Here is a 23,477-nt window from a genome sequence, read left to right on the forward strand (position 1 = left end):
CCTTAATAGGAACTAGGATCTCAGTTCTACTACCTGCTTTAGCAGGTTTAGTAGAATGACATGCGTGGAGAGAATCTGACTCATTTTTTTAATTTAAAAAAAATGAAATCCTTAATACGAACTAGGATCTCAGTTCTACTTCCTGCTTTAGCAGGTTTAGTAGAATGACATACGTGGAGAGAATCTGACTCATTTTTTTGGTTTTAAAAAAATGAATTCCTTAATACGAACTAGGAGTGGAACTATGCAAACCTTAAAAGAACGGATCATCGCTGAAAGCAAGCAGCTAGGGATCGATAAAATTGGTTTTACAACCGCCGAGCCTTTCGATTATATGGAAGAATCATTGATTGAACAGCGCTCGCTGGGTCATACTTCTGGTTTTGAACACCAAAATATCAAAGAACGGCTGTATCCAGAAGAAACCTTTGAAGATCCCAAAAGTATCATCGCGATTGCTTTGGCGTATCCCACCAAAATCCACGAAAAAGTTCCTCGCGATGAAAAACGTGGGCAATTTGCGCGAGCTTCGTGGGGAATGGACTATCATTTCATTTTGGAAGAACGGCTGAAAAAGCTGATCGCCTTTATTAAAGAGCAGGCTGAATCGGAACAAGTTCAAGCTGAGTGGCGCTTTGCACCGCAGGTCGATACTGGTGAGCTGGTAGATACCGCAGTCGCGCAACGGGCAGGTTTGGGTTTTATTGGCCGTAATGGATTGCTGATTACGGAGGAATACGGCTCCTTCGTGTATCTTGGCGAAATCATCACAAATATCCAGTTTGAGCCAGATCAGCCCGTCCCAAACGGCTGCGGTGATTGCACACGTTGCATTACCGGCTGTCCAACCGGAGCCTTATTGGGAGACGGACGCATGAATGCGAAAAAATGTCTCTCTTATCAAACACAAACCAAGGGTATGATGCCGGAGCAATATCGGAAAAAAATGCGTAATGTGATCTATGGCTGCGATATTTGCCAGCTCGTCTGCCCGTATAATCGCGGCAAAGATTTCCATTTTCATGAAGAGATGGAGCCAAAAGTCGATGAAGTCCAGCCTAAACTGGCGCCGCTGCTATCCATCTCAAATCGCGAATTCAAAGAACAGTTCGGTCATTTGGCCGGCTCCTGGCGTGGAAAAAAACCGCTGCAACGCAATGCGTTGATCGCCTTAGCTAACCTCGGTGGCAAAGAAGCACTGCCAGAAATTCAAGCCTGTTTACAGGACCAGCGTCCAGTCATTCGCGGTACCGCTGTCTGGGCTTTGGGCCAGCTGACAAAGAAAGCACCGGATGAAACAATTAAGCTATTGCAAGAATTAGAAAGAACTGAAACCGACCAAGAGGTCCTGACCGAGATAGCAAATGTCCTGGATCGGCTTGGGTGAGTAAAAACGGATCGAACACGAGGATCAATGTGTTCGGTCTTTTTTTAGAGGTATTCCCGACAATAATGCAAAAAAACGAAGTCACAGAAATTAAAGATTAGTAATAAATACGCATTTTTAGCAGAAAAAACCAATCGTCTATGGGAAAATGAGTGAAAAGTGAAGATCGAACATGAAATGCACAGAATTGTAAGTAGGAGAAGGTGGAGCATAATGAATGATGTAAAGATTATTTTTTTTGATGTAGATGGTACGTTGATTGATATGGAGAAAAAACAAATTTCAGAGAAGATGCTGGCAACTTTGAGAGCGCTTAAAGAGCAGGGAATTATTCTTTGCATTGCGACAGGTAGAAGCCCGATCGCCTTGCCTCAGTTTGATAACCTGACATTCGACGCTTTTTTGACCTTTAATGGGTCTTATTGTTTTAACCAAGAGGAGAGTATCTATAAAAATCCAATCCCTCAGAAAGATGTGGAACGTATTGTCGAAAATGCAAAGGTGTTGAGCCGACCGGTAGCGATCGCTACAAGCAACAAGACCATTACGAACGGCACCGATGCAGATTTAGCTGAGTATTTTGCTTTCGCTCATCAACCGGTGATTGTGTCAGGGGACTTTGATGCGACCATACAGAATGAGGAAATCTTTCAATTAATGCTTAGCGCTCGCAAGGAAGAGTACGCAGAAGTAATGAAGCAGACAACTGATTCAAAGATTACCGCTTGGTGGGATCGCGCGGTAGACATTATTCCAACTAGCAGCGGTAAAGGAACTGGGATCAGACAAATGCTGGAGTATTATGGTTTTGATAAATCTCAAGCGATTGCATTCGGCGATGGCAATAATGACATTGAGATGCTAGAAGCAGTAGGCTGGGGTTTAGCGATGGACAATGCATCCGAAGAGTTAAAAGAAATCGCTGATGAAATCATCGGACACGTAGCAGACGAGGGTATCTATCACTATTGTCTAGCAAATGGCTTGATAGGAGAAGATCAACTGCCGGTTTTGTAGGACAAGTTTGTGATAAGTAGTAAAATCAAGTTAAAACTGAATGATTATTTATGAGATCGCTGATTGTATTGGCGTCTCTTTTTTTACTTTGAAGGCATGTACTAAAATGAGCTAGAACTAAACGCCGAATGAATGATAGTTTTTATCAGGGAGTCTAGTAATCAAAAAAATATTATTAGTGACTATCTACTGAAATTTCTGATTAAGCACAGCTCATAAATAAAAAAATGTACTATAATTGAACTAAGTGAAAAGTGTAGTAATAGGAAACAAATGAAGGACGACAAAGATTTCGAGTATTGCCTGATGCGCAGATTAAAATGAGGGATAAAATGTTTTTCAGAAAAACCAAGATTAGGTATTTTGAAGAAGACAGAAAACAGGTTCAAGGGATCGACGATATAGATTTAACTAGTACTTTTATGACCGTGTCATCTGGTTTAGGAAAGCTCAAAAAGGAGTACATAGCTGCTGCGAATAATGGAGATGAATACGACTCTAATCTAGCTTTTGTGTATAAAGAGGCGGTCTTATACACGGCTTCCCATGAGTTTTATGGCTGTCCTACCTGTGAAAAGATCATTCGCCGCTATCATCCAGAATTCAACCATTTAGAAGTAGTAGAAAAAATGGAAGAGTATCGAATGGTAATGGGGCAGGAAAAATCCGAGTTCAAAGAAATTCTTAGGGTCAATGAAATGATTTTCCAACTTCTGGAATCGGGCACATATCGTATTTCTTTGAAGAAAATATTTCCGACTTATGGACAAAACGGAATTTTTAGCGATTTCACTAATGGTCAAGAAGTCAAGGCTTCCGTCGATACTTATTATCAATATATGGACAATGCCCCCGTATGTGTTGATAGTCATACAGCGTATATTCTACCGACTCAATCCACTGACAATTTAACTGAGGAAACCATCCAACAGTATCGTCAAAAGAGTTATTTAGGCAGAGGATTACTCATAGCGTACACTGGCTTTTTAGGAGTATTACTAGATGGGCATCATAAAGCAACGGTGGCTTTTGAAAGAGGGGAAGCGCTTGAATGCTTGGTAATTGAACCACTTGAGAAGGGGACCCCAAAATCAAAATGGCGTCCACTAGAAGTAAGCGCTTCTGAATTGCTTCAGTCGAGAACAAAAAATATTCCGAATATTGATGATTATTGTTTGATCATTCATCTGATAGAGGCGAAGGAGCTTCAGTCCCATGCACAGTTACGTGATTTTATTGCTAAAGTATTAAATGAGAAGATTTTACTTCAGGAGGGTGAGATGGATTATTTGCTGTCTTACTGCCATGTTTTTGAAGAATCTCGGTTAATTGATTTTTATCCATTAATGAAACGCTATGACTATAAAGACATTCGCGTGAGTTATTTTGAAAAGCTGGCTAGTTTCGAGAACTCAACAGCAGTGGACGAGTTGATGCTGAATTATTTGATTAATGATGAATACGATAATGCTACAGTTACTAAGATTTGTGATAAGTATTTTGAAGATAAATTGAATGAATAAGTAAAATTTAATTGAAAGATGCTTAATATTGATAGGGATAATCAAAAGGAGAATAAATGATGGATAAAACAGAAAACTCAAAACAAAAAGTAGTGTTTATTTTGCCTTCCACAATCGTGAGCAGTTCGGGAAGCCGGATGTTTGTCATTTCTCAGTATAAGAAACCAATCAATAGAATGCAGGAATGTTTCGGTAATGGCTACTTAGTCAAATCGAATTTCTTGGACAACATCAAAAAATTTGATGATGATACGATCTATTTGATTCCTGAGCAGCATCGACATGTGATTGATCTTGAAAAGGTTAAGAAACATGTCATGGTTCCTTCAAGTATTTTTGGCGATGAAGTTTTAGAGGATATACGCAAGAAAGTATCTGTTCTTCAGATTAGTCGGCGAATTTAAAAATTGATAATAGTTACTTTGCACCTGTGAGCTCAACTCACAGGTGCTTTTCACATTATTGGACATGGAAAGTGAAAAATTGGCGGAGGTGTCATGCTATGATGGACAAATAGAAAAAGAGTGGGTGACAATAATAGATGGAATGGTTGAAGCGTTTTTCAAAGGCGATTGATTATATTGAGGATCATCTGACGGATGAGATTTCTTATGAAGCAGCGGCGGAGATTGCCTGCTGCTCGAAGAATTATTTTCAGCGGATGTTTACCTATGTGACGGGATTGACGTTGTCAGAATATATCCGACAACGAAGGATGACCTTGGCGGCTTTTGATTTACAGGATTGTTCGTTAAAAATCCAAGATATTGGAGCAAAGTATGGCTATATTTCACCTGCTTCTTTTCACCGAGCGTTCCAAAGTGTCCATGGGGTCTCGCCATCTGCCGCTAGATCCTCAGGGGTAGAGTTGAACTCTTATCCGGCGATCCATTTTTCCATTACTGTCAGCGGAACTGAAGGGCTTAAATATCGGATCGAAGAAAGAGCGGCGATGCGGTTTGTTAGTACATCGATATCCTTGCCGAATGACATTGCTCAATATGAGGCACATTATGGTGCGTTCTGGAAAGCTTGCGCTAAGAATGGATCGTTACAGGAAATTTTGGCGCTTAATACTAAACCAGGTGCTAGTATTTGCGGATTGGTATGTGAAAATACACCGAAGAAACCTATATATTATTTAGCCGTCGAAACCAATAAAGCGAAACCGGATCAGCTGCAAGAGCTCGTACTGCCGGCTTCGAAGTGGGCGGTCTTTACCTATTTTGGCAAACAGCTGCTTACTTATGAAGAGGCCAACAAACGCTTTTTCACCGAGTGGCTGCCTTTTACTGATTATGAAGTGGCGCAAATAGCAGAAATGAAAGTCTACCCAGCCGTAGAGGTGGCGAAACATGCCAATGAATTTTGCTCAAAATGTGAGTTTTGGATCGCAATCAAGTAAAGATGGAGGAGTTAGATGAACAATCTGAAGACAAAAAAATTAACCAGTATCGCACTATTGATCGCGTTAGAAGTAATTTTGGGAAGAATGGGGATCATGACGCCGATCGTTTCCATCAATTTTTCCTTTGTACCATTGGTTATCACTGCTATTTTATTTGGACCAATCTCGGCAGCGGTTAGTTCAGGATTGGCGGATATCATTGGTTCGTTGATGCTGCCGCAGGGCTTGGGAACTTATTTTCCTGGTTATACGTTTTCAGCGATGTTAACTGGCCTTGTCTATGGGCTGATTTTATATCGAAAGCCCAAGAATTTGGGGCGAATCGTCCTAGCATGCAGCATTACCAGTGTTGTGATCAGTCTGGGCTTGAGCACTTTTTGGGTATATGTGATGACTGGCAAAGGCTATCTTGCGATCTTGTTTACGCGAACACTTCAGATAGCGGTGATGATTCCTGTGAAAATTCTTGTGATCAATATGATTATCTATCGTTTGATTCCATTGGTTAAGCGAGAAGCAGGGAATATCACTTCGGAGAAGGTGTAGCAGCGATTTATACTTTTTCGGACTATAGGCTGTCCCTTGAATTTATCGTATACTTATTTTATAAGAACGGGCTTTTTTTTTAAAGACAAGGAGGCTGCTATGAGAAATTTCACGAAAATCACGGCGATCTACACGATTTTTTATGCGATCATCAGCTTCATACTGTTGATGACGATCGGTGTTTTTACAGTTGCATCGAGAGGCGCGTTCATGCTGACATTATTTGGCGGATTGCCATTTTTTATTGGATTTCTGCATATTGTCGGATTTGTTTGCGAAATTATTTGCCTGCGCTTGAATAAGGATTATCCGGTGAAACGAAGGTTGGTGCTTCTTTGCTTGGCTTTTTATATCATTGAAATTCTCGCCTTGGTCCTCCCGATTGTTGGCCTGCTTGGAAATGCGAGCTCTGTATTCGCACAAAACGTGATTCTCTACGCGATGGGAAGTATTCCTGTGACGAAGGTCTGCTTGTTGGTGCTTTCGATCATAATTTTAGTGAAATTCCGGAAGAAAAAGGTGAGTGATTTTGAGTTGGAAGGGGACGATTTTTTAGAGGAGGACAAGGAATGATTTCACGGGATGACATTGATGCAGGTGAAGCGTTTGATTGGGGACGAGCTTCGGAGAACTACGCGAAATACCGGGATATTTACCCGACGGAATTTTATGAAAAATTAATCGAGTTAGAGATAGGAACTCGTGGTCAAAATGTACTAGATTTAGGAACGGGGACGGGCGTTTTACCGCGGAATCTTTATCAACATGGGGCGAAATTTACTGGTGTCGATGTATCGCCGGAGCAAATTGAACAAGCCATAAGGTTATCGACACAGGAAAATATGGATATCACATATTTTTCGACGCCATCTGAGGGAATAGACTTTCCTGAAAACAGCATGGATGTAGTGACGGCCTGCCAATGCTTTATGTACTTTGATCCATTGATTTTGATTCCGAAATTAGAGCGGGTCATCATAACTGGAGGAAAGCTAGCGATTTTATTTTTGGCTTGGCTGCCTTTTGAAGATAAGCTGGCGGCTGAGACGGAGGCACTCGTGCTGAAATATAGCCCCAATTGGTCAGGCGGAGGAATGAAGCGCGAATTGGCTCCGATTCCAGAATGGGTGGAAAAAAGCAGCTTGGAAGTGGTGCAAAATATCGGCTTTGAGGTTAATCTGGCATTTACCCGCGAGTCGTGGAATGGTCGAATCAAGGCCTGCCGCGGTGTTGAAGCTTCTCTGAGTCCTGTTGAGGTACAGGCTTTTGAGAAGGAGCATCTTGCCATGCTGGCAAACTATCCAGAAGAATTTAAGGTTAAGCATTACGTGACGATGCAGATTTTCAGAAATTCAAAATAACAAGGTAAAGTGATTGAGGTGTTGGTTTCATTCGAATATTGGCTAATATTATGGAGAGAATTTGATAAACTATTGTGCCTAATAAAAATTCCTATAGTAGACAAACCTGCTTTAATCTATTAAACTACAGTTGTAGTTTCAAAGGGAGGTAAACCATGGAAAATGAAATCAAGATCACTGATGCCGAACTAAAAATCATGGAATATGTCTGGAAAAGAGAGAATGTTGATTCAAAGGAAATCATCCGAGCTTTCGAAAAGGAAGAAGATTGGAGCCCGAACACGATTCGGACATTACTCGTGCGTCTAGAACAAAAAGGCGTCGTGGCTCACTCCAAGTCAGGTCGGGTGTATGTTTATCACGCCCTTATTCCCAGAGAATACTTTGTAAAGCAGGAAAGTCAAAAATTTATCAGTAAATTTTTCGGTGGCAAGGTGAGTGATTTTGTATCCAATTTTGTTGAAGATGAATCGCTTGATGAAAAAGAAATCGATGAATTGCGAGAATTGCTAAATAAAAGGAGAAAATAGATGACTCATTTTCTTTTAAATATCGCGTCCTTTAATCTATTCTTACTTCTATTGTTTTTTATTCGAAAACTGCTGAAGCGGCATCTTTCACCTCTTTATCAAGGAAGATATTGGAATCTGGCAGGATTGGGCGTGCTCTTCTTTATTCCAAATCAACTGATTACTCAATTTCGAGAGTTGATTTATTACCGTCTGCAGGATGTTGTTTCCAATAAAGAAGTTCCTGATTCAATTCAGTTGGATCATGTTCGAGGAATGGTCGAAACGTCATCTTCTGGCTGGATGAACAACAACGCCCTGCCGGCGAATGCTTTTTTGGAGAAATTGTTGGTTAGTTTATTTGTTGTCTGGGCAGTTGGGACTGCGATCGTTCTGATTCGTTCATTGTACTCTTACAGTCAATTTCGGCGGATGATCCAAAAAGCTGAAATAGTGGTAAATGGTCAGTCGTATGTTCAGTTGGAGAGGGCACAAAGACGAGTGCACTATCATAGAAAAGGAATGAGCCTTTTACAAAGTGAAGAAATCAGTAGTCCCGCGACTTTCGGTGTTTTTCATCCGCGGATTATTCTGCCGAGCCGCTTTATTGAACATGCAGCAGAAGAGCAATTGTGTTTCATACTGCTGCACGAGCTAGTCCATCAGAAAAGAAAAGATGCGCTGCAAAATTATCTTTTGATGGGGATATCAATCGTAAACTGGTTCAATCCGATCAGTTATCTAATGATGAAGCAGGCGAAGAATGATCGCGAAATTTCTTGTGATCAAGCTGTAATGCGTTTACTTGATGATGAGGACATCTTCTTTTATGGCTCGACATTATTAGACTGCGCTGATCAGAATGGAAATTCGTATCTACTAGGATTTTCCGATAAACGCAGTGAACTGAAACAGCGGATTGAACTCATCAGCAGCTTTAAGCATTCACCAACCAAGAAGCTGGCAATAAGATTTGGCTTGATCAGCATACTTGTAGCTGGACTCTTTTTGTTGGTACCGCAAGCACGTACGGAAGAAAAAGATCAGCTTTCTAATCTAAATGCGACGATTGAGCAAAAGTCCGATCCGCTATTCGACAAGAATGATGACAATTCGCTGGTTATTTATGATGAAGCTGGCGCGCGGTATTTAACCTATAATCAGGCAGGTGGTCATACGCGCTATTCGCCAGATAGTACGTATAAGATTTGGAGCGCGCTGTTTGCACTAGATGAAAAGAAGATCGATCAAGGTGATAATGTGAAAGCTTGGAATGGAACAAAGTATCCGGTCAAAAGCTGGAACAAAGATCAAAATCTGCAAATGGCACTGACGAACTCGACCAACTGGTATTTTCAGCAGCTTGATTCTGAACTGGGAAAAGCAAAGCTGAAGGAGAAATTTCAGTCGATCCATTACGGGAATATGAACCTGTTAGGCGGACTCGATGATTATTGGCTGGAATCGTCGCTAAAGATTTCCCCCTTTGAACAGGTTGAGTTACTTAAAAAATTGTCCAAGGGCGAGTTACAGTTTTCAGCGGAAGATACGGCCTTCGTAAAGCAGTCGATACGTCTACAAGAACAGCCGGAATATTCCTTATACGGAAAGACTGGTACAGGTAACAGCGTATCAGCAAGCACGGGCTGGTTCATTGGCTCATTGGAAACAAACAAAGGCGATTATTATTTTGCTTGCCACCTGCAAGGCGAAGGTGCAACAGGATCGGCAGCAGCACAAAAAACATTAGCAATTTTAAGAGACCTGGAAATAGTTTGATTTCCGGTTTCTTATTTGATATAAAAACTACATTTGTAGTATTTGGGAGGCAGAAAATAAAATGAAACGAAGCGAAACACAGAAAAAGGGAAGAGGAAAATTTATTTTAATTGGGCTGGTGATTCTCGGCTGTTTGTCATTTTTTAGTTTTCGTCATTTAAACGAATTACGGCTGGAAAGAAAGGGCGAGGAAACGCTCAAGTCTTTTGTGAGTCAACTTTCAAAAGGGAAATATGACGACTCATTAGCTTATCTGTCTCAAGAATCATTGAAGTCTACGAATTTTTCGGAGAAGCAGGTAAAGGAAAAATATCAAAATATCTATGGCGGAATCGGAGTTCATGATATCAAGATGAATGATCTTTCCGTGAAGGGGAATCAATTTAACTATACCTTGATTCTTCATACCAGTTTGGGTGAACCTTTAAAGCAAAAATATCAAGGAACACTCACAAAAGGAAACAGCTTGATTGAGTGGGCACCTAATTTGATTTTTTCAGATATGAAGCAAAAGGACAAGGTCCGTTATCAATACCTTCCGGCAACAAGGGGCGAGATTTTGGACCATAAGGGGCGCGGGCTGGCGATTAACGGCAAAATAGTCAAATTTGGAATTGTTCCTAAAGACTTAGGAAATGGCGCAGATAAGGAGGAAAAAATAAAGAAGATTGCCGAAGCTCTCAAACTGTCCAAGAAAGAAATAACTGCTGCACTAGACCAAGCGTGGGTCAAGGAAGATTATTTTGTTCCATTAAAGACCGAAACGAAGGTTCCAGAAAATTTTGAAGCCCCTGAAGGATTGGATGTGAGAACAGATACAGGAAGAACCTATCCGATCGGGGAAGCTGCGGCCCATCTAATTGGCTATATTGGAGCAGTATCTGCTGAGGATATGAAGAAGAATAAAGAATTAGCAGAAGGCAGTGTCATCGGTCGGGCTGGTCTAGAAAGAGTCTATGACAAAGAATTACGGGGAAAAAACGGTGGATATATTGCCATAACGAATTCCGAAGGGAAGGAAAAAGAGATTCTCCAGCAAGTTGATGTTGTAAACGGGAAAGATATTCACTTAACGATTGATGTTCAGGCCCAATACCTAGCTTATAAATCGTTGAATAATGAGCAAGGCTCAAGTGTCGTGAGTGAACCGAAAACAGGAAATCTGCTGGCGATTGCGAGTTCTCCCAGCTTTGACCCTAATCAATTTACTTACGGCATTAGTCAAAAAGAATATGATAAACTTTCGAAAGACAAAGCGTTACCTTTTTTAGCCAGATATTCCAATGGCTATGCTCCTGGTTCAACCTTCAAATTGGTAACCGCCGCTATTGGCTTGGATTCCGGGACACTTGATCCGAACCAAGTGATTGATATCAATGGTTTGAAATGGCAAAAGGATGCTTCGTGGGGCGGGTATCGGGTGACAAGGGTATCCGATGTATCACCAGTCGATTTGAAAACCGCGATGATTTATTCGGATAATATTTATATGGCTAAAGAAACACTAAAAATGGGGGAGAAAACCTTTCGTCAAGGCCTGAATAAATTCATTTTTGGTGAGAAATTGGATTTGCCAATCGAGATGAATCCTGCGCAAGTATCAGCAGAAAAAAACTTTAATTCAGAGATCCTTTTAGCAGATACTGGCTATGGACAAGGACAGCTGCTGCTGAATCCGATTCAGCAAATAACGACTTATTCAGTTTTTCCCAATAATGGAACGCTGATCTATCCTAAACTCTTGATGTCACAAAAAGAAAAAAGTAAAAAGGATGTTGTTTCTCCTGAAACTATCGCACAAATAAATCAAGATATGCAAGCAGTCGTAGAGGATCCCAATGGCACGGCCCATAGTCTGCAAACGTTAGGCATTCCATTGATGGCAAAAACAGGAACAGCGGAGATCAAGGAGAAGCAAGACGAACGAGGTCAACAAAATAGCTTTCTTTACGCCTTTGATGCCCAAAATCAAAATTTCGCTGTCCTTCAATTTTTAGAAGATCGACCAGATGATAAATCTGCTGTAGGGATGGTACCAGAATTATTGCAGTATCTGAGTGAGAATGTTCATTAATAATTATAAAAAGTGCGTTTCCTTTTTTATTAGGAAGCGCACTTTGTTCTTAAATAAAGCTTTCAAGAAAAGCCTTATTTTCAGGCCTCTTTTGGAGCTCCAGTTTTGCAATCTGATGGATCAACGTATCTAAGGTGATTTCCTTCATTTCTTCTTCCACTTTTTTCTGTAAAGCATCATATTTTTCGTTCAGTACAGCTTGGATATTGGCTCCCACAATACAATTGGGATCGGTTTTTGGATCAATTTGGATCAGATTTGTATTTCCTTCAATGCTTTTATAGACATCTAGCAAAGTGATTGCTTCTGGTGACTTGGCAAGAGTAGGATTAGGTTTGCCAACTTGTGTAATGATTAGGCCAGCTTTTTTCAGTTGACTCATAATTTTTCGAATGTTTGCCGGATTTGTTTCCACACTTTTTGCGATCATCTCACTTGAGAGTAAATCAGTATTTTTATAGATTTCGATATAAGTAAGGATATGGATGGCATCACTAAATTGCAGCGAATATTTCATAGTAATTGATCCCTTCAAAATTTCTTTCTTGACATATCTTATCATACTACTTATGATAATAGGTGTAAATTATAAATGTACAGCTTAAATTAAGGAGTGACTTGTATGAAGTATTTAGTAACAGGGGCAACTGGTAGATTTGGTAATTATGCATTAGATTTCTTGAAGGAGAGTGTGCCAACCTCTGATATTTATGCCTTGGTTCGCAGTGAAGAAAAAAACGCCGCATTAAAGGAAGCTGGAATAAATCTGCGTATTGGTGATTATGCGGATAAGAAGTCGATGGAAAAGGCTCTACAAGGTATTGATCGATTATTATTTGTGTCAGGAACTCCTGGCAACCGACAAGAAGAACATGCCAATGTAGTTGAAGCAGCCAAAGAAGCAGGCGTCTCTTACATCGCCTACACTAGTTTTGCGAGAGCAGATAAAGCAACTAGTCCTTTGGCAGCAGATCACATCTTTACTGAGAAACTTATTGAGAAAACAGGAATTGCCCATACCTTTTTACGAAATAATTGGTATTTGGAAAATGAAATGCCGATTGTTGATGCAGCCTTGAATGGTGGTAAGTTTGTTTATGCAGCCGGTCAGGGGAAAACAGGTTGGGCGCTGAAACGCGAATATGCGGAAGTTGCCGCAAAAGCCCTGCAAGGAAAAGATTTTCCAGCTATTCTTGAGCTATCTGGAAAACCAGTGAGCTATGAGGCTTTAGCGGCGGCCTTGAAAACAGCAACTGGCATGGAAATCGAGGTTGTGAGTTCAGATAATCAGGGATTCATTGAAAATCTAACAGTTAATGGGTTGCCGCAACCAATTGCAGAAATGTTCCTATCCTTCCAATCTGATATTAAGGATGGTCAACTGGATGTTGTTTCCGATGATTTCGAAAAGGCCTTGGGACGAACACTACTCAGTTTGGAAGAGGGATTTAAAGAACTTTTAGCCTAAACTGATTAACATGAAAGAGGAGTGATTAAATGAACTATGCAGTGACGGGGGCTACAGGACATCTAGGGAGCCGAATCGTGAATGAGTTAACCAGCTTGGTAGATAAAAAAGAGATCATTGCATTGGTACACACGCCAGCGAAGGCTCAAAATTTAAATGAGCAAAAGATTGCCGTGCGAGCTGGAGATTATTCTGATGTTGCCAGTATGACTGAAGCATTGAAGAAGGTGGATTTATTAATCTATGTTCCCAGTAAAACCTATGATGTCCTTCAGCGGGTAGAAGAGTTGGAAAATACATTGACTGCCATGAAAAACGCTAAGGTAAAAAAGATTATTTTCGTTAGCTTTTTTGCAGATCAAGAAAACAATCCATTTGTGATGGCTCCTTATTATGGTTATGTGCCAAGACGGTTGGCAGGATCAGGATTGGAATATACGATAGTCAAAAATTCGTTGTATGCTGATCCCTTAGTCCCATATTTACCAGAATTGATCGAGCGAAAAAATATCATTTATCCGATTGGAGAAAAGAAACTGTCCTTTATCTCTTTAGCTGACAGTGCAGAAGCAATTGCACACTTGGTGGTTCGGCCTGACCTTAGAGACAATGGGCAAACTTACTTATTGAGCCAAGAGAAAAACTATTCCATGGTTGAACTGAGTAAGGTTATGAGTGAAGTTACTGGCAAAGAGATTGGTTATCAACCGGTCAGCTTGGAAGAATTTGCGAAGATTTATCAAGGGGACGGCGATGGAAATGAGCTGGCTTCTATGTATCAAGGTGGCGCGTTGGGACTGTTAGGTGATATTTCAACTGACTTTGAAAAAATTACCGGTCATGCCCCGACTGATATGGAGACGTTTTTGCGAAAGAGTTATTAAGGTTAATAAAATTTATTCTTGAAAAAAAGGAACGACTAATTCAAAAGCGGAATAGTCGTCTTTTTTTTCAAGAAAGTTATGAGTTTTAGATTGATTATTTCGAAATAATCTCAAACGTGGTCGCAAGGTCTTCAGAAGCCATCTGGACTTTAGATTTCTCAATCAGGATATTTTTACCAGTCATAATATAAGAAGGCATGATACGAATGCCGTCATAAAAGAGTTCACTTTTCCGCAATTTATAGGTAGAGACTGCTGGAACTGCATTTTTCTTAGTAGCCTTCTTTGTAATGCGGTTGAAGCATTTTTTTGCGACATCTCCCATCAGCATGATTACTTGTACATTTGGGAAAAGCGCCAATTCTTTTTCTAAATAGGGCAGGCTGCGTTCAATGCTCTCCTTTTCAACTGCAGATTCCGTTTTGGGTGTTTTGACTGCATTGGTGATATAAATACCATGAGCTAAGATTTCTTGAACATTCGTCACATCGATACCGGCTTTTTGAAAGAGCGGAATCGTGGTTTCCATGTAGGCAGCATCTTCAGCACCGTAGAAATCATTTTCGGGATAAGGCGGCACGACTTCATTGATCAAGATCGCCCTGATTGATTCTGGATCGATATCAATATCATTCAGACGGATATGTTCGTCTACTCCTACATACTCTTCGATTGTCTTTTTTATATTCATTTTCTGACCTCCTATGACTTTAGTGTACACTACATATCTTGACATGCTACGTCTAGTTTACATCAGTGATGACCACTTTTTTTTAAAATTTTAGGCTATAATGATGAATAGTACATTGAGGGGAGCGGGGGAATGGAAGAAAAATATTTGACCAATGATCTATTGTCAATTACGGGTATGACTCGAGACACGTTACGGCATTATGAACAAAAAGGGTTGATTCAACCAGAAAAGGATCGTTACAATAATTATCGGCAGTTTCGTTTTGCGGATATTTACCGTTTACTGACGATCGATTTTTATCGTAAGCACGGGTTTACGATAAATGAGCTCAAAGGTTTGCAGGATAATTTTGATGACACTGATTTTTCGAACTTGATGCAGCAAAAAAGATCAGAGCTGGAAGAAAAGATTCAGCATTACTCGGATACGCTTGATCGGATAAACCATTTAGATACTTTTCATCAGCGGTTGAACGGTCAGGGCGAGGAGATCGTTTTAACACGAATGCCACTTTATGAGGTCGTCGGAACGTTTAGTGAGTTTGCGTCGTTTGAGGAATATCATCGGATTTTAGATCATTGTTCTAAAGAGCAGGATATTCTTTCATCGATGATTCGTTGTTTTGATTTTGATGAAACTGGGCTTACCCATTCCCGAATGTTGATCGTCAAGGAAGTTACTGATAATCGACTGCAGGAAGGCAAAGACTATTTGAATTCAGCTCGATGTATCAGTGCCTTTGTGACTGATAATTTAGCTGATGAGGGAGACGATAAAACGCCTCAGCGAATGTTTGAAAAGACGATCAACTGGGCACAAGAAAAGAATTTGACGCCATTAGGACAAGCCTTTGTACAAACAAAAATGATTACTTATCATGGTAAAAAAGAGCAGGCCATTTTAGAAGTATTTATTCCAGTAAAATAGCCGCTTGACCCGGGGGTTACCCCCGCCTCTATACTGAAGCCAGAAAGATAAATAGAGGTGAAATTTATATGACAAAATCAGCAAAAATATTTATTGGATACACATACTTGATTTTCTGGGGCTTCATTCTTTTAATGGGGGGATTGATGTTCGTAACTGGAAGTAAACAACCCTCCAACATTTTACAGATCATTTCTTCGTGGACACCAACCATAGTAGTAGTAATCTTTTGGAAAAAGCTTCGGCCACAGGCAAATTTAAAAGGATTCATTAAGGGAAATTTTTCTGCGCCATTGCGAGCAAGGGTAGTAGCTGCGGTAGTAGGAATCCATTTACTTCTTTTGATTGGTTCTCTTGTGATTATTTCGAGCTTGGTAAACCAGCCAATTCAGGCGTTGCTTATTTTATCACCGAGCTTTCTGCTAACTGCGGCATTGAGCCATGTGATTCGAGGTCCGATAGGGGAGGAACTTGGCTGGCGCGGCTTTTTATTGGAAGAACTGCAAAAGAAACATACACCATTAGTAGCATCTATCATTTTAGGTCTCGTTTGGTCAGGTTGGCATTTTCCACTGTGGTTGATGTCGGGCTATAGCGGCATGAATCTAGTGCAATATATTTTATTTTTTACACTTTGGTGTATCGCGCAATCGATCATTATGACGCTGCTCTATAAATGGAATGCAAATTTACTTATCCCGATGATTTTCCATTTTTTCAGTAATTACTTTCTGGGTCTGCAAAAGGGTGAGTTGTTAATGTTGCTGAAGGTTAATGCCAGTTTGTGCCTGATAGCAGCAATTATTTGTGGTATTACTCTTTACCGTAAAACTTTACTAGAACAATCAAAAATGTTGTCTGTTTCAAGTAAAAATTCAAAATAGAAGATAAAAATAGACCAGTCGAACGTTCATTTACTATCAAAATCGATAGGAAAATGATCGTTCGGTTTCTTTTTGTTTGGATAAAATTGAACGAAGAATTATACCCTTTTACTTCGATTCTCTACAAGCAAATTATTTTCCTTCAAAAATTAATCGTGTTACGTTAATTTTATCAAGTGATAAGTGGAGGTCTTTTTTATTTTTTTAGCGATTAATGAAATCAAGCATTCCAAGCTGCGTTACACGCTAGTGATGGGTGTCATGTTTTTGATTGCCTATCTGGTGTTCTTTTTGACTGGACTGGCGTACGGGCTGGCGCAGGACAATCGAACGGCGGTAGACAAATGGGATGCGGATAATATTCTGCTGACAGAGGAAGCGAATAATAATCTAAATATGTCGATGATCCCGCTGAAAACCTTTGATGATGTAAAGGCGGATGAAAAAGCCTACCTTGCTCAGACAGCCGGTGTCATAAAAGGCGATAGCGGAGAAAAAATTGATGTCAGTTTTTTTGGGATTGATAGGGATCAATTTTTAGCGCCGAAACTTACTAGCGGAAAAATGTTTTCTTCCGACAATGAAGCGGTGGCGGACAGCTCACTGAAAGATGAGTATGATTTAAAGATCGATGAAACGGTCAAAATGGCGGGAAATGATAAAACACTGAAGATCGTCGGATTTACCGACAATGCGAAATTCAATGTGGCACCAGTCCTGTATACAACCATCGGCGCCTATCAGGAGATTCGCTTTGAAACGCAAGGAAAAACTGAAAATACTCGAATCAACGCGATTATCACAAGAGGCCAAGTGCAGTCTATTCCAGATGATTTAGATGAGACGAGTATCAAGGACTTTATCAATGATTTGCCTGGCTATAGTGCACAAGTCCTGACCTTCGGCTTTATGATCGGCTTCTTGATCGTGATTGCTGCGATCGTTATCGGTATATTCATTTATGTATTGACGATGCAAAAAGCAGAGATTTTTGGTGTCATGAAGGCGCAAGGGATTTCTAGTCGTTACATTTCTAATTCTGTAATCGCGCAGACATTCTTATTGGCAACTGTTGGAGTTGTGATTGGATTAGCAGCGACATTAGGAACCGCGTTGGTCTTGCCTGATGCCGTCCCATTCCAAGTCAACATGCTTTTCTTCGGCGGAATCAGCTTATTAATGATTCTAGTCGCGTTGATCGGAGCTTTCTTCTCAGTACGAACTATTGTGAAGATCGACCCATTGAAGGCAATCGGATAAAGGAGGAAGACACATGAGTGCGATAGAATTTAAACAAGTAGAAAAAACATTTAAAGATGGTGATTCAACCATCGAAGCCTTAAAGGAGACAAACTTTTCGGTGGAAAAAGGAGAATTCGTGGCGATCATCGGTCCTTCCGGCTCAGGGAAAAGCACCTTTCTGACGATTGCTGGCGGTCTGCAGTCTCCCTCAGAAGGGGAAGTGTTGATTAATGATGAAGACTTCAGCGAGAAGAAAGAAAAGGAACGAGCGAAATTACGCTTTAAAGAAATCGGCTTTATTTTGCAAGCGTCGAACCTAGTGCCGTTTTTAACAGTCAAGAAACAATTGAAATTGGTCGATAAAATCAGCAAAAATGACAACTCAGAAGTCGCGGAAAAATTATTTAAACAGTTGGATATCGCCAGCTTAGAAAATAAGTATCCCGAAGAGCTTTCTGGTGGGGAACGGCAGCGTGTCGCGATTGCCCGAGCGTTGTATCATGATCCAACGATTATTTTGGCGGATGAGCCGACAGCTAGTTTGGATTCGGAGAAGGCTTATGAGGTCGTGAAAATTTTGGCGAAAGAAACGAAAGAAAAAAATAAGGCAACAATCATGGTGACCCACGACACGCGTTTAGTGAAATATTGTGACCGAATATTGGAAATGAAAGATGGAAAGTTGACGGAGAAAAACATTTCAGAAGATTCTGAGTAGACTTATCGCGTATAATGGTTGTATCAAAGAAAAAAATGAGGCGATTCGATGTATGAAGAAATTTTGGATGTTGCCGAAGAATTATTCATGAAGCAAGGCTACAATGACACATCTACTCGGCAGATCGCAAAGATTCTTGAAATCACACAACCAAACATTTACTATCATTTCAAAAATAAAGAAGAAATCTATTATCAAGTGATGCAGCGGCTGGCAAATGAGGTCGGTAAAAATCTATCCGAACTGTCCGCAAAAGAGAACAGTTTTGAAGAAAAAATCATATCAATGGCGTTTTATTTACAGAAACGGCATCCATTTAGTTTATTCATGATGATGCATGACATTCAGCACACGCTAAATCCAGAGACAGCAAGAAAATTATTTACTCTTTGGCAAGACTCCTACAAACGACCGTTTCTCGATTTATTTGAGAGGGAATCTCAGATTCGTACTTCTGTTGATCCAGAGTTTGCTGTCCGACAATTGTTTATCCTGATTTCGGCTTATTTGGATTCGCCGGCAGAGGTAAGAGAGGAAAATTTAAAACAAGCCATAGAGTTATTTTTTCACGGTGTATTGCAATAAAAAAATCCCATCGTCAGATTTGACGGTGGGATTTCTGTTTATGCTAAGACTGCTGCAATCATGTCGGGCAGTTCTTTTTTCATGACACGTTTGGTATTTAGCGCATCTGTATAAGTAATCGTTTGATCCGCTGCGACTGTCGCTAACAATTGACGGTCTTTTTTAGGCGGGTTGTAGAAAACTTCGATGGCCTTGTCAACATCTGACCATTCAGCGGAGTAGTTCGCTTTTGATTTTAATGCTTGATTCAATGCCTCTGCTTGCTCCACTGTCACGCCGTCAGTTGCTGGTTCTTTGACAACATCCGCCATGATATCTTGGGCAAGAAGTTCAGCAGCTTTATCTGTTTCATCGCTTTCAACAGCAGGAGCTGCTGTCTTGAAGCTTTCAGACCACAAGTTGTAAATGCTGTTGGTCAACTGGTTCAACGTGTTTGTTTGAGGCTTTTTAATATGTGACTCGACCAATTCTTTAAATGAATGATCATGCTCCGCGCTTTGAATATGACGCGTTTTGCCGTCCGGTGTTTTTTCGTCAAGATGAATCTGATGCGTGTTCACTTTGTCAAAATAGATTTTTACATCACTGTGGATGTGGTCAGCTAAAGTTGCTTCTACTTGAGCAAACGTTTTGCTGATTTGTTTGTTGCGGTTTTTGATTGATTTTTTGATACTTTTTAAATTCACGAGTATAATTCAGTCGCTTTCTTTTAAGAATTGTTCCAATCCGATAGTATTATAGCATACTTCGTAAAAAAAGCAGTAAAAATAAGATAAAAGAGGTTATTTGATTAGAATAACAGTCTGTAATTTTTTGCTTGACGCTATTTTTTTATCAAGTAGTAAAGAAATAGGGATACAATCTGGCGATTTTATCGCGTATAATTTTCAGTGAACGATTCTTTAAAATGATTTTTTAGAAGAGGTGAATTCTTGTTGAATAGAATGACGGAAATTCAAAGAGGGCTTGTCATGGGTGGATTGACCTTTGTAGCAATCATTATCAGCCAGTATGTAATTATAGTTAAGAGCTTTTTCATCAATGCAATACTTATTTTGGGGGTACTAACAGTAATCGCTTTTCTTACGATAGAGGGTATCAGCAGACTCATTGAAAGGATCGAACCGAAAAATTAAAACAATAAAGACCGCTAAATCGTGAAATTTAGCGGTCTTTGACTTATCTTAGATCATCCAAGAACTCAGTTTTGCTTGGATCAATCTCATTTTTCATTTTGATGATCTTGGCTGGGGTTCCAGCAACAACCGCTCCGGCAGGAACATCCTTTGTTACAACAGCGCCAGCAGCGACAACAGCGTCTTTTCCAATTCGGACACCTTCTAAAACGACCGCGTTGGCACCGATTAAAACATTGTCCTCTACAATAACAGGCGAGGCACTAGGCGGCTCAAGGACGCCAGCTAACACAGCACCAGCACCGATGTGGGCATGTTTTCCAACCGTTGCCCGCGCTCCTAAAATGGCCCCCATGTCGATCATAGTACTTTCCCCAATCGATGCCCCGATATTGATGATTGCTCCCATCATGATGACCGCCTTATCGCCGATCTCCACGCGATCGCGAATCAATGCACCTGGTTCGATACGGGCATTGACACTTGAGATATCCAACATCGGAATCGCCGAGTTTCTGCGATCATTCTCAACATGAACATCCGTGATTTTTGCTTGCTGCTCATTTAGTACTTCCTGTACTGCTTGACTTTCACCAATCAAGATCCAAGTCTGTTCTTGTCCGAAAAATTGAACCTTTTCCTTGGTGATTCCCGCTAAGTCGCCTTGAACATAGGCTTTAACAGGTGTCATTTTTTCGGCATTTTTGATAAATTTTGCAATTTCATAAGGATCGGTTAAAGTCATTGAATCTACTCCTATCTCATACTAAAGTAATTATTTTTTCAAAACTCGAAAAAATAAATCTGATTTTCGTCACGCATATCATCCAACTAAACGTCTCGGACCGATATTCGATATAAGGTGAATGTCTTGTCGAAAATTCAAGAAAGCCTGCAAAAGTTGGACTGACATCCTATCTCATACTAAGGTAATTATTTTTTCAAAACCCGAAAAAAATAAATCTGATTTTCGTCACGCATATCATCCAACTAAACGTCTCGAAATGATATTCGATATAAGGTGAATGTCTTATCGCAAATTCAAGAAAACCTGCAAAAAGTTGGACTGACATCCTATCTGCTATTTAGGTTTAACTTTCATCAATCAATTTTTCCATATCATACAAACCAGTGGTTTTATCACTAATATATTTTGCAGCTTTAACGGCTCCGCTAGCAAAGATATTACGTGATAAAGCCAAATGATTCAACTCAATCACCTCGTCAGGTCCAGCATAAATCACGGTATGTTCACCAGGGATCGTTCCCCCGCGAACGGCGTGAATACCTAATTCTGATAAAGGATTCTCCAAATCGTTGCCATGACGGCCATAGATGTAGGTTTTCTTTTCTTCAACCGCATCATTAACGGCATCCGCTAACAGCAGAGCAGTTCCGCTGGGCGAATCTTTCTTTTGATTGTGATGCTTTTCAACGATCTCAATATTAAATTCTTCTTCTAAAACTGGTGTGATTTCACGTATCGCTTTTGCTAGTAGATTGATTCCCAAAGACATATTGGCTGAGAAGAAGACGGCTGTTTGTTCAGCGGTTTTCGCAATTTGTTCCTTCACTTCATCAGTCAAGCCTGTCGTAGCTACAACGACGGGAACTTTTTTTTCAGCACAATATTCTAAAACTGCTGGCACAGCTGAGTAGTGAGAAAAATCAATCACCACATCAGCGTCTACTTGACAATCCGTCATCGATTGATAAGTGGGGAAGTCTGCTTCAAAAGCTTCGCGATCGATTCCCGCTACAACTTGCATCTCAGGCTGCTGGGCGATCATTGCTTGTAGTACCTGACCCATACGACCATTGGCGCCATTCAAGATAACGTTAATCATTTAACAACCTCCAAACCGTAAGCCGCCATTTCTTTTTTCAAACCTTCGACTGTTTCGGCTTTTGCTGCAGAAAGAGGGAGACGGAAGTTTGGTTCGATCTTTCCAAGCAGACCTACACCGGTTTTGACTGGGATAGGGTTCACTTCACAGAAAATCGCATGAATCAATGGAATCTGAGCCAATTGAAGTTCCTTTGCTTTTGAAAAATCACCATCTAACAAGGCTTGGGTCAATTCGTGCGTTTGCCGAGGGGCGATGTTGGCAATCGTCGAGATAGAACCTTTTCCGCCAAGTGCCATGATCGGCAATACTTGATCATCATTCCCAGAATAGATTGTGAAGTCATCTGGCATTAGGCGAGCGATATCGGCAATTTGCGAAATATTTCCGCTAGCTTCCTTGATCGCCACCACATTAGGAATTTCGCCTAATCGTTTCACCATTTGGGGAGTAATATTCATATTGGTACGTGAAGCAACTGAGTATAAGATAATCGGTAAGTTCACGCTTTGGGCAATTTTTTGGTAATGTAAAAACAGGCCTTCGTCTGAGGCTTTATTATAATAAGGAGTCACGATCAATAGGGCGTCGGCGCCAACTCTCTCTGCACCTGTCGATAATTCGATGGCATGCTGTGTGTCGTTTACACCAGTGCCGGCAATGACCGGGATTCGGCCGTTAACCTTTTTAACGACTGTCTCGATCACAGCAATATGTTCGTCGTTAGCCAAGGTAGAAGCTTCACCGGTAGTTCCGCAAGCGATTATTGCATCGGTTCCTTCGCTGATTTGCCATTCCACAAGCTCCTCTAACTTCTTGTAATCAACTGCACCATCGGCTTTCATGGGTGTAACTAAAGCAACACCAGATCCTTCAAATATTCTCAAGGGAAACAACTCCTTTTTCATTTTTTTTCAAAGACTTTGTAAAAAGGTCTTTAATAGTAGAATTATATCTTAATTATGAGTGCATGCCAACGAAAATCTCATGAAATTTTTAATCGATAATAGTCAAAAAAACAAGGACGCTTAATGTCCTTGTAAGTTTAATTGATACATCAACCATAAGTCGAGACTAGCAATCATAAGATATGTCATTCCAATTTTAGCACCAAAGAGGTAGAAATAGCCGAGAGTACCCAGGGAATAAACCACAAGCTCTAAAATCAATTTTGCATTACCAGTCAGAACAGAAGGGGATTTTGGAGCCCCATATTTTGCCCAGACTAAAGCTAGAATCAATGCTAGAACAGAGAAAAGTATTTTTTGATAAAGCTCCTTTTTGATAAACAGACCGCTGACTAGTCCCCCAACAGTTGCAACTTCAAGTAAAAAGCGAATGCCCAAAACAATACCAGCCAAATCAGTTACCTCCAAAATGTTTTCTTCTATTCTATAGCAGAGTCGACAGCCTAACTACAATTACCCAAAAAGATTTCCCAATTGAAAAATAATGACTATTTATAGCAGGCTTAGTTTAAATAGAATG

General features: G+C 40.4%; 26 protein-coding genes. 19 read left to right on the top strand and 7 right to left on the bottom strand.

The features are described 5' to 3' along the window. Positions 1 to 244: 244 nt before the first annotated feature. From queG to E6139_RS11525, 11 genes are all read left to right on the top strand, one after another. Positions 245 to 1,387 (top strand): tRNA epoxyqueuosine(34) reductase QueG, encoded by a 1,143-nt coding sequence (gene queG / locus E6139_RS11475; protein WP_316403206.1) that lies wholly within the window; start codon positions 245 to 247, stop codon positions 1,385 to 1,387. A 213-nt stretch (positions 1,388 to 1,600) separates the two neighbouring features. Further along, positions 1,601 to 2,404 (top strand): Cof-type HAD-IIB family hydrolase, encoded by an 804-nt coding sequence (locus E6139_RS11480; RefSeq protein ID WP_316403207.1) that lies wholly within the window; start codon positions 1,601 to 1,603, stop codon positions 2,402 to 2,404. Between the two features lie 332 nt (positions 2,405 to 2,736). After that, positions 2,737 to 3,927: a hypothetical protein gene (locus E6139_RS11485; RefSeq protein ID WP_316403208.1), complete on the top strand. Its 1,191-nt coding sequence runs from the start codon at positions 2,737 to 2,739 to the stop codon at positions 3,925 to 3,927. A 59-nt stretch (positions 3,928 to 3,986) separates the two neighbouring features. Beyond that, positions 3,987 to 4,331, top strand: coding sequence for a hypothetical protein (locus E6139_RS11490; protein WP_316403209.1), 345 nt, complete (start codon positions 3,987 to 3,989; stop codon positions 4,329 to 4,331). A gap of 137 nt (positions 4,332 to 4,468) precedes the next feature. Continuing rightward, on the top strand, positions 4,469 to 5,332 hold the full coding sequence (locus tag E6139_RS11495) for an AraC family transcriptional regulator (protein WP_316403210.1): 864 nt from the start codon (positions 4,469 to 4,471) through the stop codon (positions 5,330 to 5,332). Between the two features lie 15 nt (positions 5,333 to 5,347). Then, the gene (locus tag E6139_RS11500; RefSeq protein ID WP_316403211.1) at positions 5,348 to 5,881 is read left to right on the top strand and encodes a folate family ECF transporter S component; all 534 of its coding nucleotides are present in this window, start codon (positions 5,348 to 5,350) and stop codon (positions 5,879 to 5,881) included. A 99-nt stretch (positions 5,882 to 5,980) separates the two neighbouring features. After that, a complete protein-coding gene (locus tag E6139_RS11505) occupies positions 5,981 to 6,454 on the top strand; it encodes a hypothetical protein (protein ID WP_316403212.1) in 474 nt (157 codons plus the stop codon). Next, a complete protein-coding gene (locus tag E6139_RS11510) occupies positions 6,451 to 7,242 on the top strand; it encodes a class I SAM-dependent methyltransferase (RefSeq protein WP_316403213.1) in 792 nt (263 codons plus the stop codon). The genes E6139_RS11505 and E6139_RS11510 overlap by 4 nt, the downstream gene beginning before the upstream one ends. Positions 7,243 to 7,397: 155 nt before the next feature. Then, the gene (locus E6139_RS11515; protein ID WP_316403214.1) at positions 7,398 to 7,772 is read left to right on the top strand and encodes a BlaI/MecI/CopY family transcriptional regulator; all 375 of its coding nucleotides are present in this window, start codon (positions 7,398 to 7,400) and stop codon (positions 7,770 to 7,772) included. Further along, positions 7,773 to 9,530 carry a BlaR1 family beta-lactam sensor/signal transducer gene (locus E6139_RS11520; RefSeq protein WP_316403215.1) on the top strand — a complete coding sequence of 586 codons (1,758 nt, stop codon included), beginning with the start codon at positions 7,773 to 7,775 and terminating at the stop codon, positions 9,528 to 9,530. A 61-nt stretch (positions 9,531 to 9,591) separates the two neighbouring features. Beyond that, positions 9,592 to 11,604, top strand: a complete 2,013-nt coding sequence (locus tag E6139_RS11525; RefSeq protein ID WP_316403216.1) for a penicillin-binding transpeptidase domain-containing protein — start codon at positions 9,592 to 9,594, stop codon at positions 11,602 to 11,604. A 49-nt stretch (positions 11,605 to 11,653) separates the two neighbouring features. Here the strand turns inward: E6139_RS11525 and E6139_RS11530 are convergent, their stop codons facing one another. After that, positions 11,654 to 12,121, bottom strand: a complete 468-nt coding sequence (locus tag E6139_RS11530) for an Rrf2 family transcriptional regulator (RefSeq protein WP_316403217.1) — start codon at positions 12,119 to 12,121, stop codon at positions 11,654 to 11,656. Between the two features lie 105 nt (positions 12,122 to 12,226). Between E6139_RS11530 and E6139_RS11535 the strand changes: the two genes are divergently transcribed. Together E6139_RS11535 and E6139_RS11540 are read left to right on the top strand one after the other, a co-directional pair. Then, positions 12,227 to 13,072 (top strand): SDR family oxidoreductase, encoded by an 846-nt coding sequence (locus tag E6139_RS11535; protein ID WP_316403218.1) that lies wholly within the window; start codon positions 12,227 to 12,229, stop codon positions 13,070 to 13,072. 29 nt (positions 13,073 to 13,101) lie between these two features. After that, positions 13,102 to 13,956 carry an SDR family oxidoreductase gene (locus E6139_RS11540; protein WP_316403219.1) on the top strand — a complete coding sequence of 285 codons (855 nt, stop codon included), beginning with the start codon at positions 13,102 to 13,104 and terminating at the stop codon, positions 13,954 to 13,956. 94 nt (positions 13,957 to 14,050) lie between these two features. Here the strand turns inward: E6139_RS11540 and E6139_RS11545 are convergent, their stop codons facing one another. Continuing rightward, positions 14,051 to 14,647, bottom strand: a complete 597-nt coding sequence (locus E6139_RS11545; RefSeq protein WP_316403220.1) for a uracil-DNA glycosylase family protein — start codon at positions 14,645 to 14,647, stop codon at positions 14,051 to 14,053. A gap of 132 nt (positions 14,648 to 14,779) precedes the next feature. Here E6139_RS11545 and E6139_RS11550 point away from each other — a divergent pair, with 132 nt between their 5' ends. The 5 genes from E6139_RS11550 (at position 14,780) to E6139_RS11570 (ending at position 19,006) form a co-directional block, all read left to right on the top strand. After that, on the top strand, positions 14,780 to 15,577 hold the full coding sequence (locus E6139_RS11550) for a MerR family transcriptional regulator (RefSeq protein ID WP_316403221.1): 798 nt from the start codon (positions 14,780 to 14,782) through the stop codon (positions 15,575 to 15,577). A 68-nt stretch (positions 15,578 to 15,645) separates the two neighbouring features. Then, on the top strand, positions 15,646 to 16,461 hold the full coding sequence (locus tag E6139_RS11555; protein ID WP_316403222.1) for a type II CAAX endopeptidase family protein: 816 nt from the start codon (positions 15,646 to 15,648) through the stop codon (positions 16,459 to 16,461). Positions 16,462 to 16,659: 198 nt separating this feature from the next. Next, complete coding sequence (locus tag E6139_RS11560) at positions 16,660 to 17,721, top strand: ABC transporter permease (RefSeq protein WP_316403313.1); 1,062 nt, start codon at positions 16,660 to 16,662, stop codon at positions 17,719 to 17,721. Between the two features lie 13 nt (positions 17,722 to 17,734). Beyond that, positions 17,735 to 18,421, top strand: coding sequence for an ABC transporter ATP-binding protein (locus tag E6139_RS11565; RefSeq protein ID WP_316403223.1), 687 nt, complete (start codon positions 17,735 to 17,737; stop codon positions 18,419 to 18,421). 48 nt (positions 18,422 to 18,469) lie between these two features. Further along, a complete protein-coding gene (locus E6139_RS11570; RefSeq protein WP_316403224.1) occupies positions 18,470 to 19,006 on the top strand; it encodes a TetR/AcrR family transcriptional regulator in 537 nt (178 codons plus the stop codon). Between the two features lie 38 nt (positions 19,007 to 19,044). On the opposite strand, the gene E6139_RS11575 is transcribed toward E6139_RS11570, so the two are convergent. Further along, the gene (locus E6139_RS11575; RefSeq protein ID WP_316403225.1) at positions 19,045 to 19,692 is read right to left on the bottom strand and encodes a hypothetical protein; all 648 of its coding nucleotides are present in this window, start codon (positions 19,690 to 19,692) and stop codon (positions 19,045 to 19,047) included. A gap of 249 nt (positions 19,693 to 19,941) precedes the next feature. Between E6139_RS11575 and E6139_RS11580 the strand changes: the two genes are divergently transcribed. Continuing rightward, positions 19,942 to 20,142, top strand: coding sequence for a hypothetical protein (locus E6139_RS11580; RefSeq protein WP_316403226.1), 201 nt, complete (start codon positions 19,942 to 19,944; stop codon positions 20,140 to 20,142). Between the two features lie 43 nt (positions 20,143 to 20,185). Here E6139_RS11580 and dapD read toward each other — a convergent pair whose 3' ends face one another. The 4 genes from dapD to E6139_RS11600 all read right to left on the bottom strand — a co-directional run bounded on the left by dapD (position 20,186) and on the right by E6139_RS11600 (position 23,350). Beyond that, complete coding sequence (dapD, locus tag E6139_RS11585; RefSeq protein ID WP_316403227.1) at positions 20,186 to 20,887, bottom strand: 2,3,4,5-tetrahydropyridine-2,6-dicarboxylate N-acetyltransferase; 702 nt, start codon at positions 20,885 to 20,887, stop codon at positions 20,186 to 20,188. Positions 20,888 to 21,233: 346 nt separating this feature from the next. Continuing rightward, a complete protein-coding gene (gene dapB / locus E6139_RS11590) occupies positions 21,234 to 21,989 on the bottom strand; it encodes a 4-hydroxy-tetrahydrodipicolinate reductase (RefSeq protein WP_316403228.1) in 756 nt (251 codons plus the stop codon). Further along, positions 21,986 to 22,876, bottom strand: coding sequence for a 4-hydroxy-tetrahydrodipicolinate synthase (gene dapA / locus E6139_RS11595; RefSeq protein ID WP_316403229.1), 891 nt, complete (start codon positions 22,874 to 22,876; stop codon positions 21,986 to 21,988). Before dapA ends, dapB begins: the two co-directional genes overlap by 4 nt. Before the next feature lie 141 nt (positions 22,877 to 23,017). Beyond that, positions 23,018 to 23,350: a DUF2568 domain-containing protein gene (locus E6139_RS11600; protein WP_316403230.1), complete on the bottom strand. Its 333-nt coding sequence runs from the start codon at positions 23,348 to 23,350 to the stop codon at positions 23,018 to 23,020. Between the last annotated feature and the right edge of the window lie 127 nt (positions 23,351 to 23,477).

The organism is Enterococcus sp. (assembly GCF_032555305.1).
GTDB lineage: Bacteria > Bacillota > Bacilli > Lactobacillales > Enterococcaceae > Enterococcus_A.

Bases quoted from the DNA above. Each gene is read 5' to 3' on its own strand.
- queG (WP_316403206.1), top strand. From the start codon at position 245: ATGCAAACCTTAAAAGAACGGATCATCGCTGAAAGCAAGCAGCTAGGG.
- E6139_RS11480 (WP_316403207.1), top strand. From the start codon at position 1,601: ATGAATGATGTAAAGATTATTTTTTTTGATGTAGATGGTACGTTGATT.
- E6139_RS11485 (WP_316403208.1), top strand. From the start codon at position 2,737: ATGTTTTTCAGAAAAACCAAGATTAGGTATTTTGAAGAAGACAGAAAA.
- E6139_RS11490 (WP_316403209.1), top strand. From the start codon at position 3,987: ATGGATAAAACAGAAAACTCAAAACAAAAAGTAGTGTTTATTTTGCCT.
- E6139_RS11495 (WP_316403210.1), top strand. From the start codon at position 4,469: ATGGAATGGTTGAAGCGTTTTTCAAAGGCGATTGATTATATTGAGGAT.
- E6139_RS11500 (WP_316403211.1), top strand. From the start codon at position 5,348: ATGAACAATCTGAAGACAAAAAAATTAACCAGTATCGCACTATTGATC.
- E6139_RS11505 (WP_316403212.1), top strand. From the start codon at position 5,981: ATGAGAAATTTCACGAAAATCACGGCGATCTACACGATTTTTTATGCG.
- E6139_RS11510 (WP_316403213.1), top strand. From the start codon at position 6,451: ATGATTTCACGGGATGACATTGATGCAGGTGAAGCGTTTGATTGGGGA.
- E6139_RS11515 (WP_316403214.1), top strand. From the start codon at position 7,398: ATGGAAAATGAAATCAAGATCACTGATGCCGAACTAAAAATCATGGAA.
- E6139_RS11520 (WP_316403215.1), top strand. From the start codon at position 7,773: ATGACTCATTTTCTTTTAAATATCGCGTCCTTTAATCTATTCTTACTT.
- E6139_RS11525 (WP_316403216.1), top strand. From the start codon at position 9,592: ATGAAACGAAGCGAAACACAGAAAAAGGGAAGAGGAAAATTTATTTTA.
- E6139_RS11530 (WP_316403217.1), bottom strand. From the start codon at position 12,121: ATGAAATATTCGCTGCAATTTAGTGATGCCATCCATATCCTTACTTAT.
- E6139_RS11535 (WP_316403218.1), top strand. From the start codon at position 12,227: ATGAAGTATTTAGTAACAGGGGCAACTGGTAGATTTGGTAATTATGCA.
- E6139_RS11540 (WP_316403219.1), top strand. From the start codon at position 13,102: ATGAACTATGCAGTGACGGGGGCTACAGGACATCTAGGGAGCCGAATC.
- E6139_RS11545 (WP_316403220.1), bottom strand. From the start codon at position 14,647: ATGAATATAAAAAAGACAATCGAAGAGTATGTAGGAGTAGACGAACAT.
- E6139_RS11550 (WP_316403221.1), top strand. From the start codon at position 14,780: ATGGAAGAAAAATATTTGACCAATGATCTATTGTCAATTACGGGTATG.
- E6139_RS11555 (WP_316403222.1), top strand. From the start codon at position 15,646: ATGACAAAATCAGCAAAAATATTTATTGGATACACATACTTGATTTTC.
- E6139_RS11565 (WP_316403223.1), top strand. From the start codon at position 17,735: ATGAGTGCGATAGAATTTAAACAAGTAGAAAAAACATTTAAAGATGGT.
- E6139_RS11570 (WP_316403224.1), top strand. From the start codon at position 18,470: ATGTATGAAGAAATTTTGGATGTTGCCGAAGAATTATTCATGAAGCAA.
- dapD (WP_316403227.1), bottom strand. From the start codon at position 20,887: ATGACTTTAACCGATCCTTATGAAATTGCAAAATTTATCAAAAATGCC.
- dapB (WP_316403228.1), bottom strand. From the start codon at position 21,989: ATGATTAACGTTATCTTGAATGGCGCCAATGGTCGTATGGGTCAGGTA.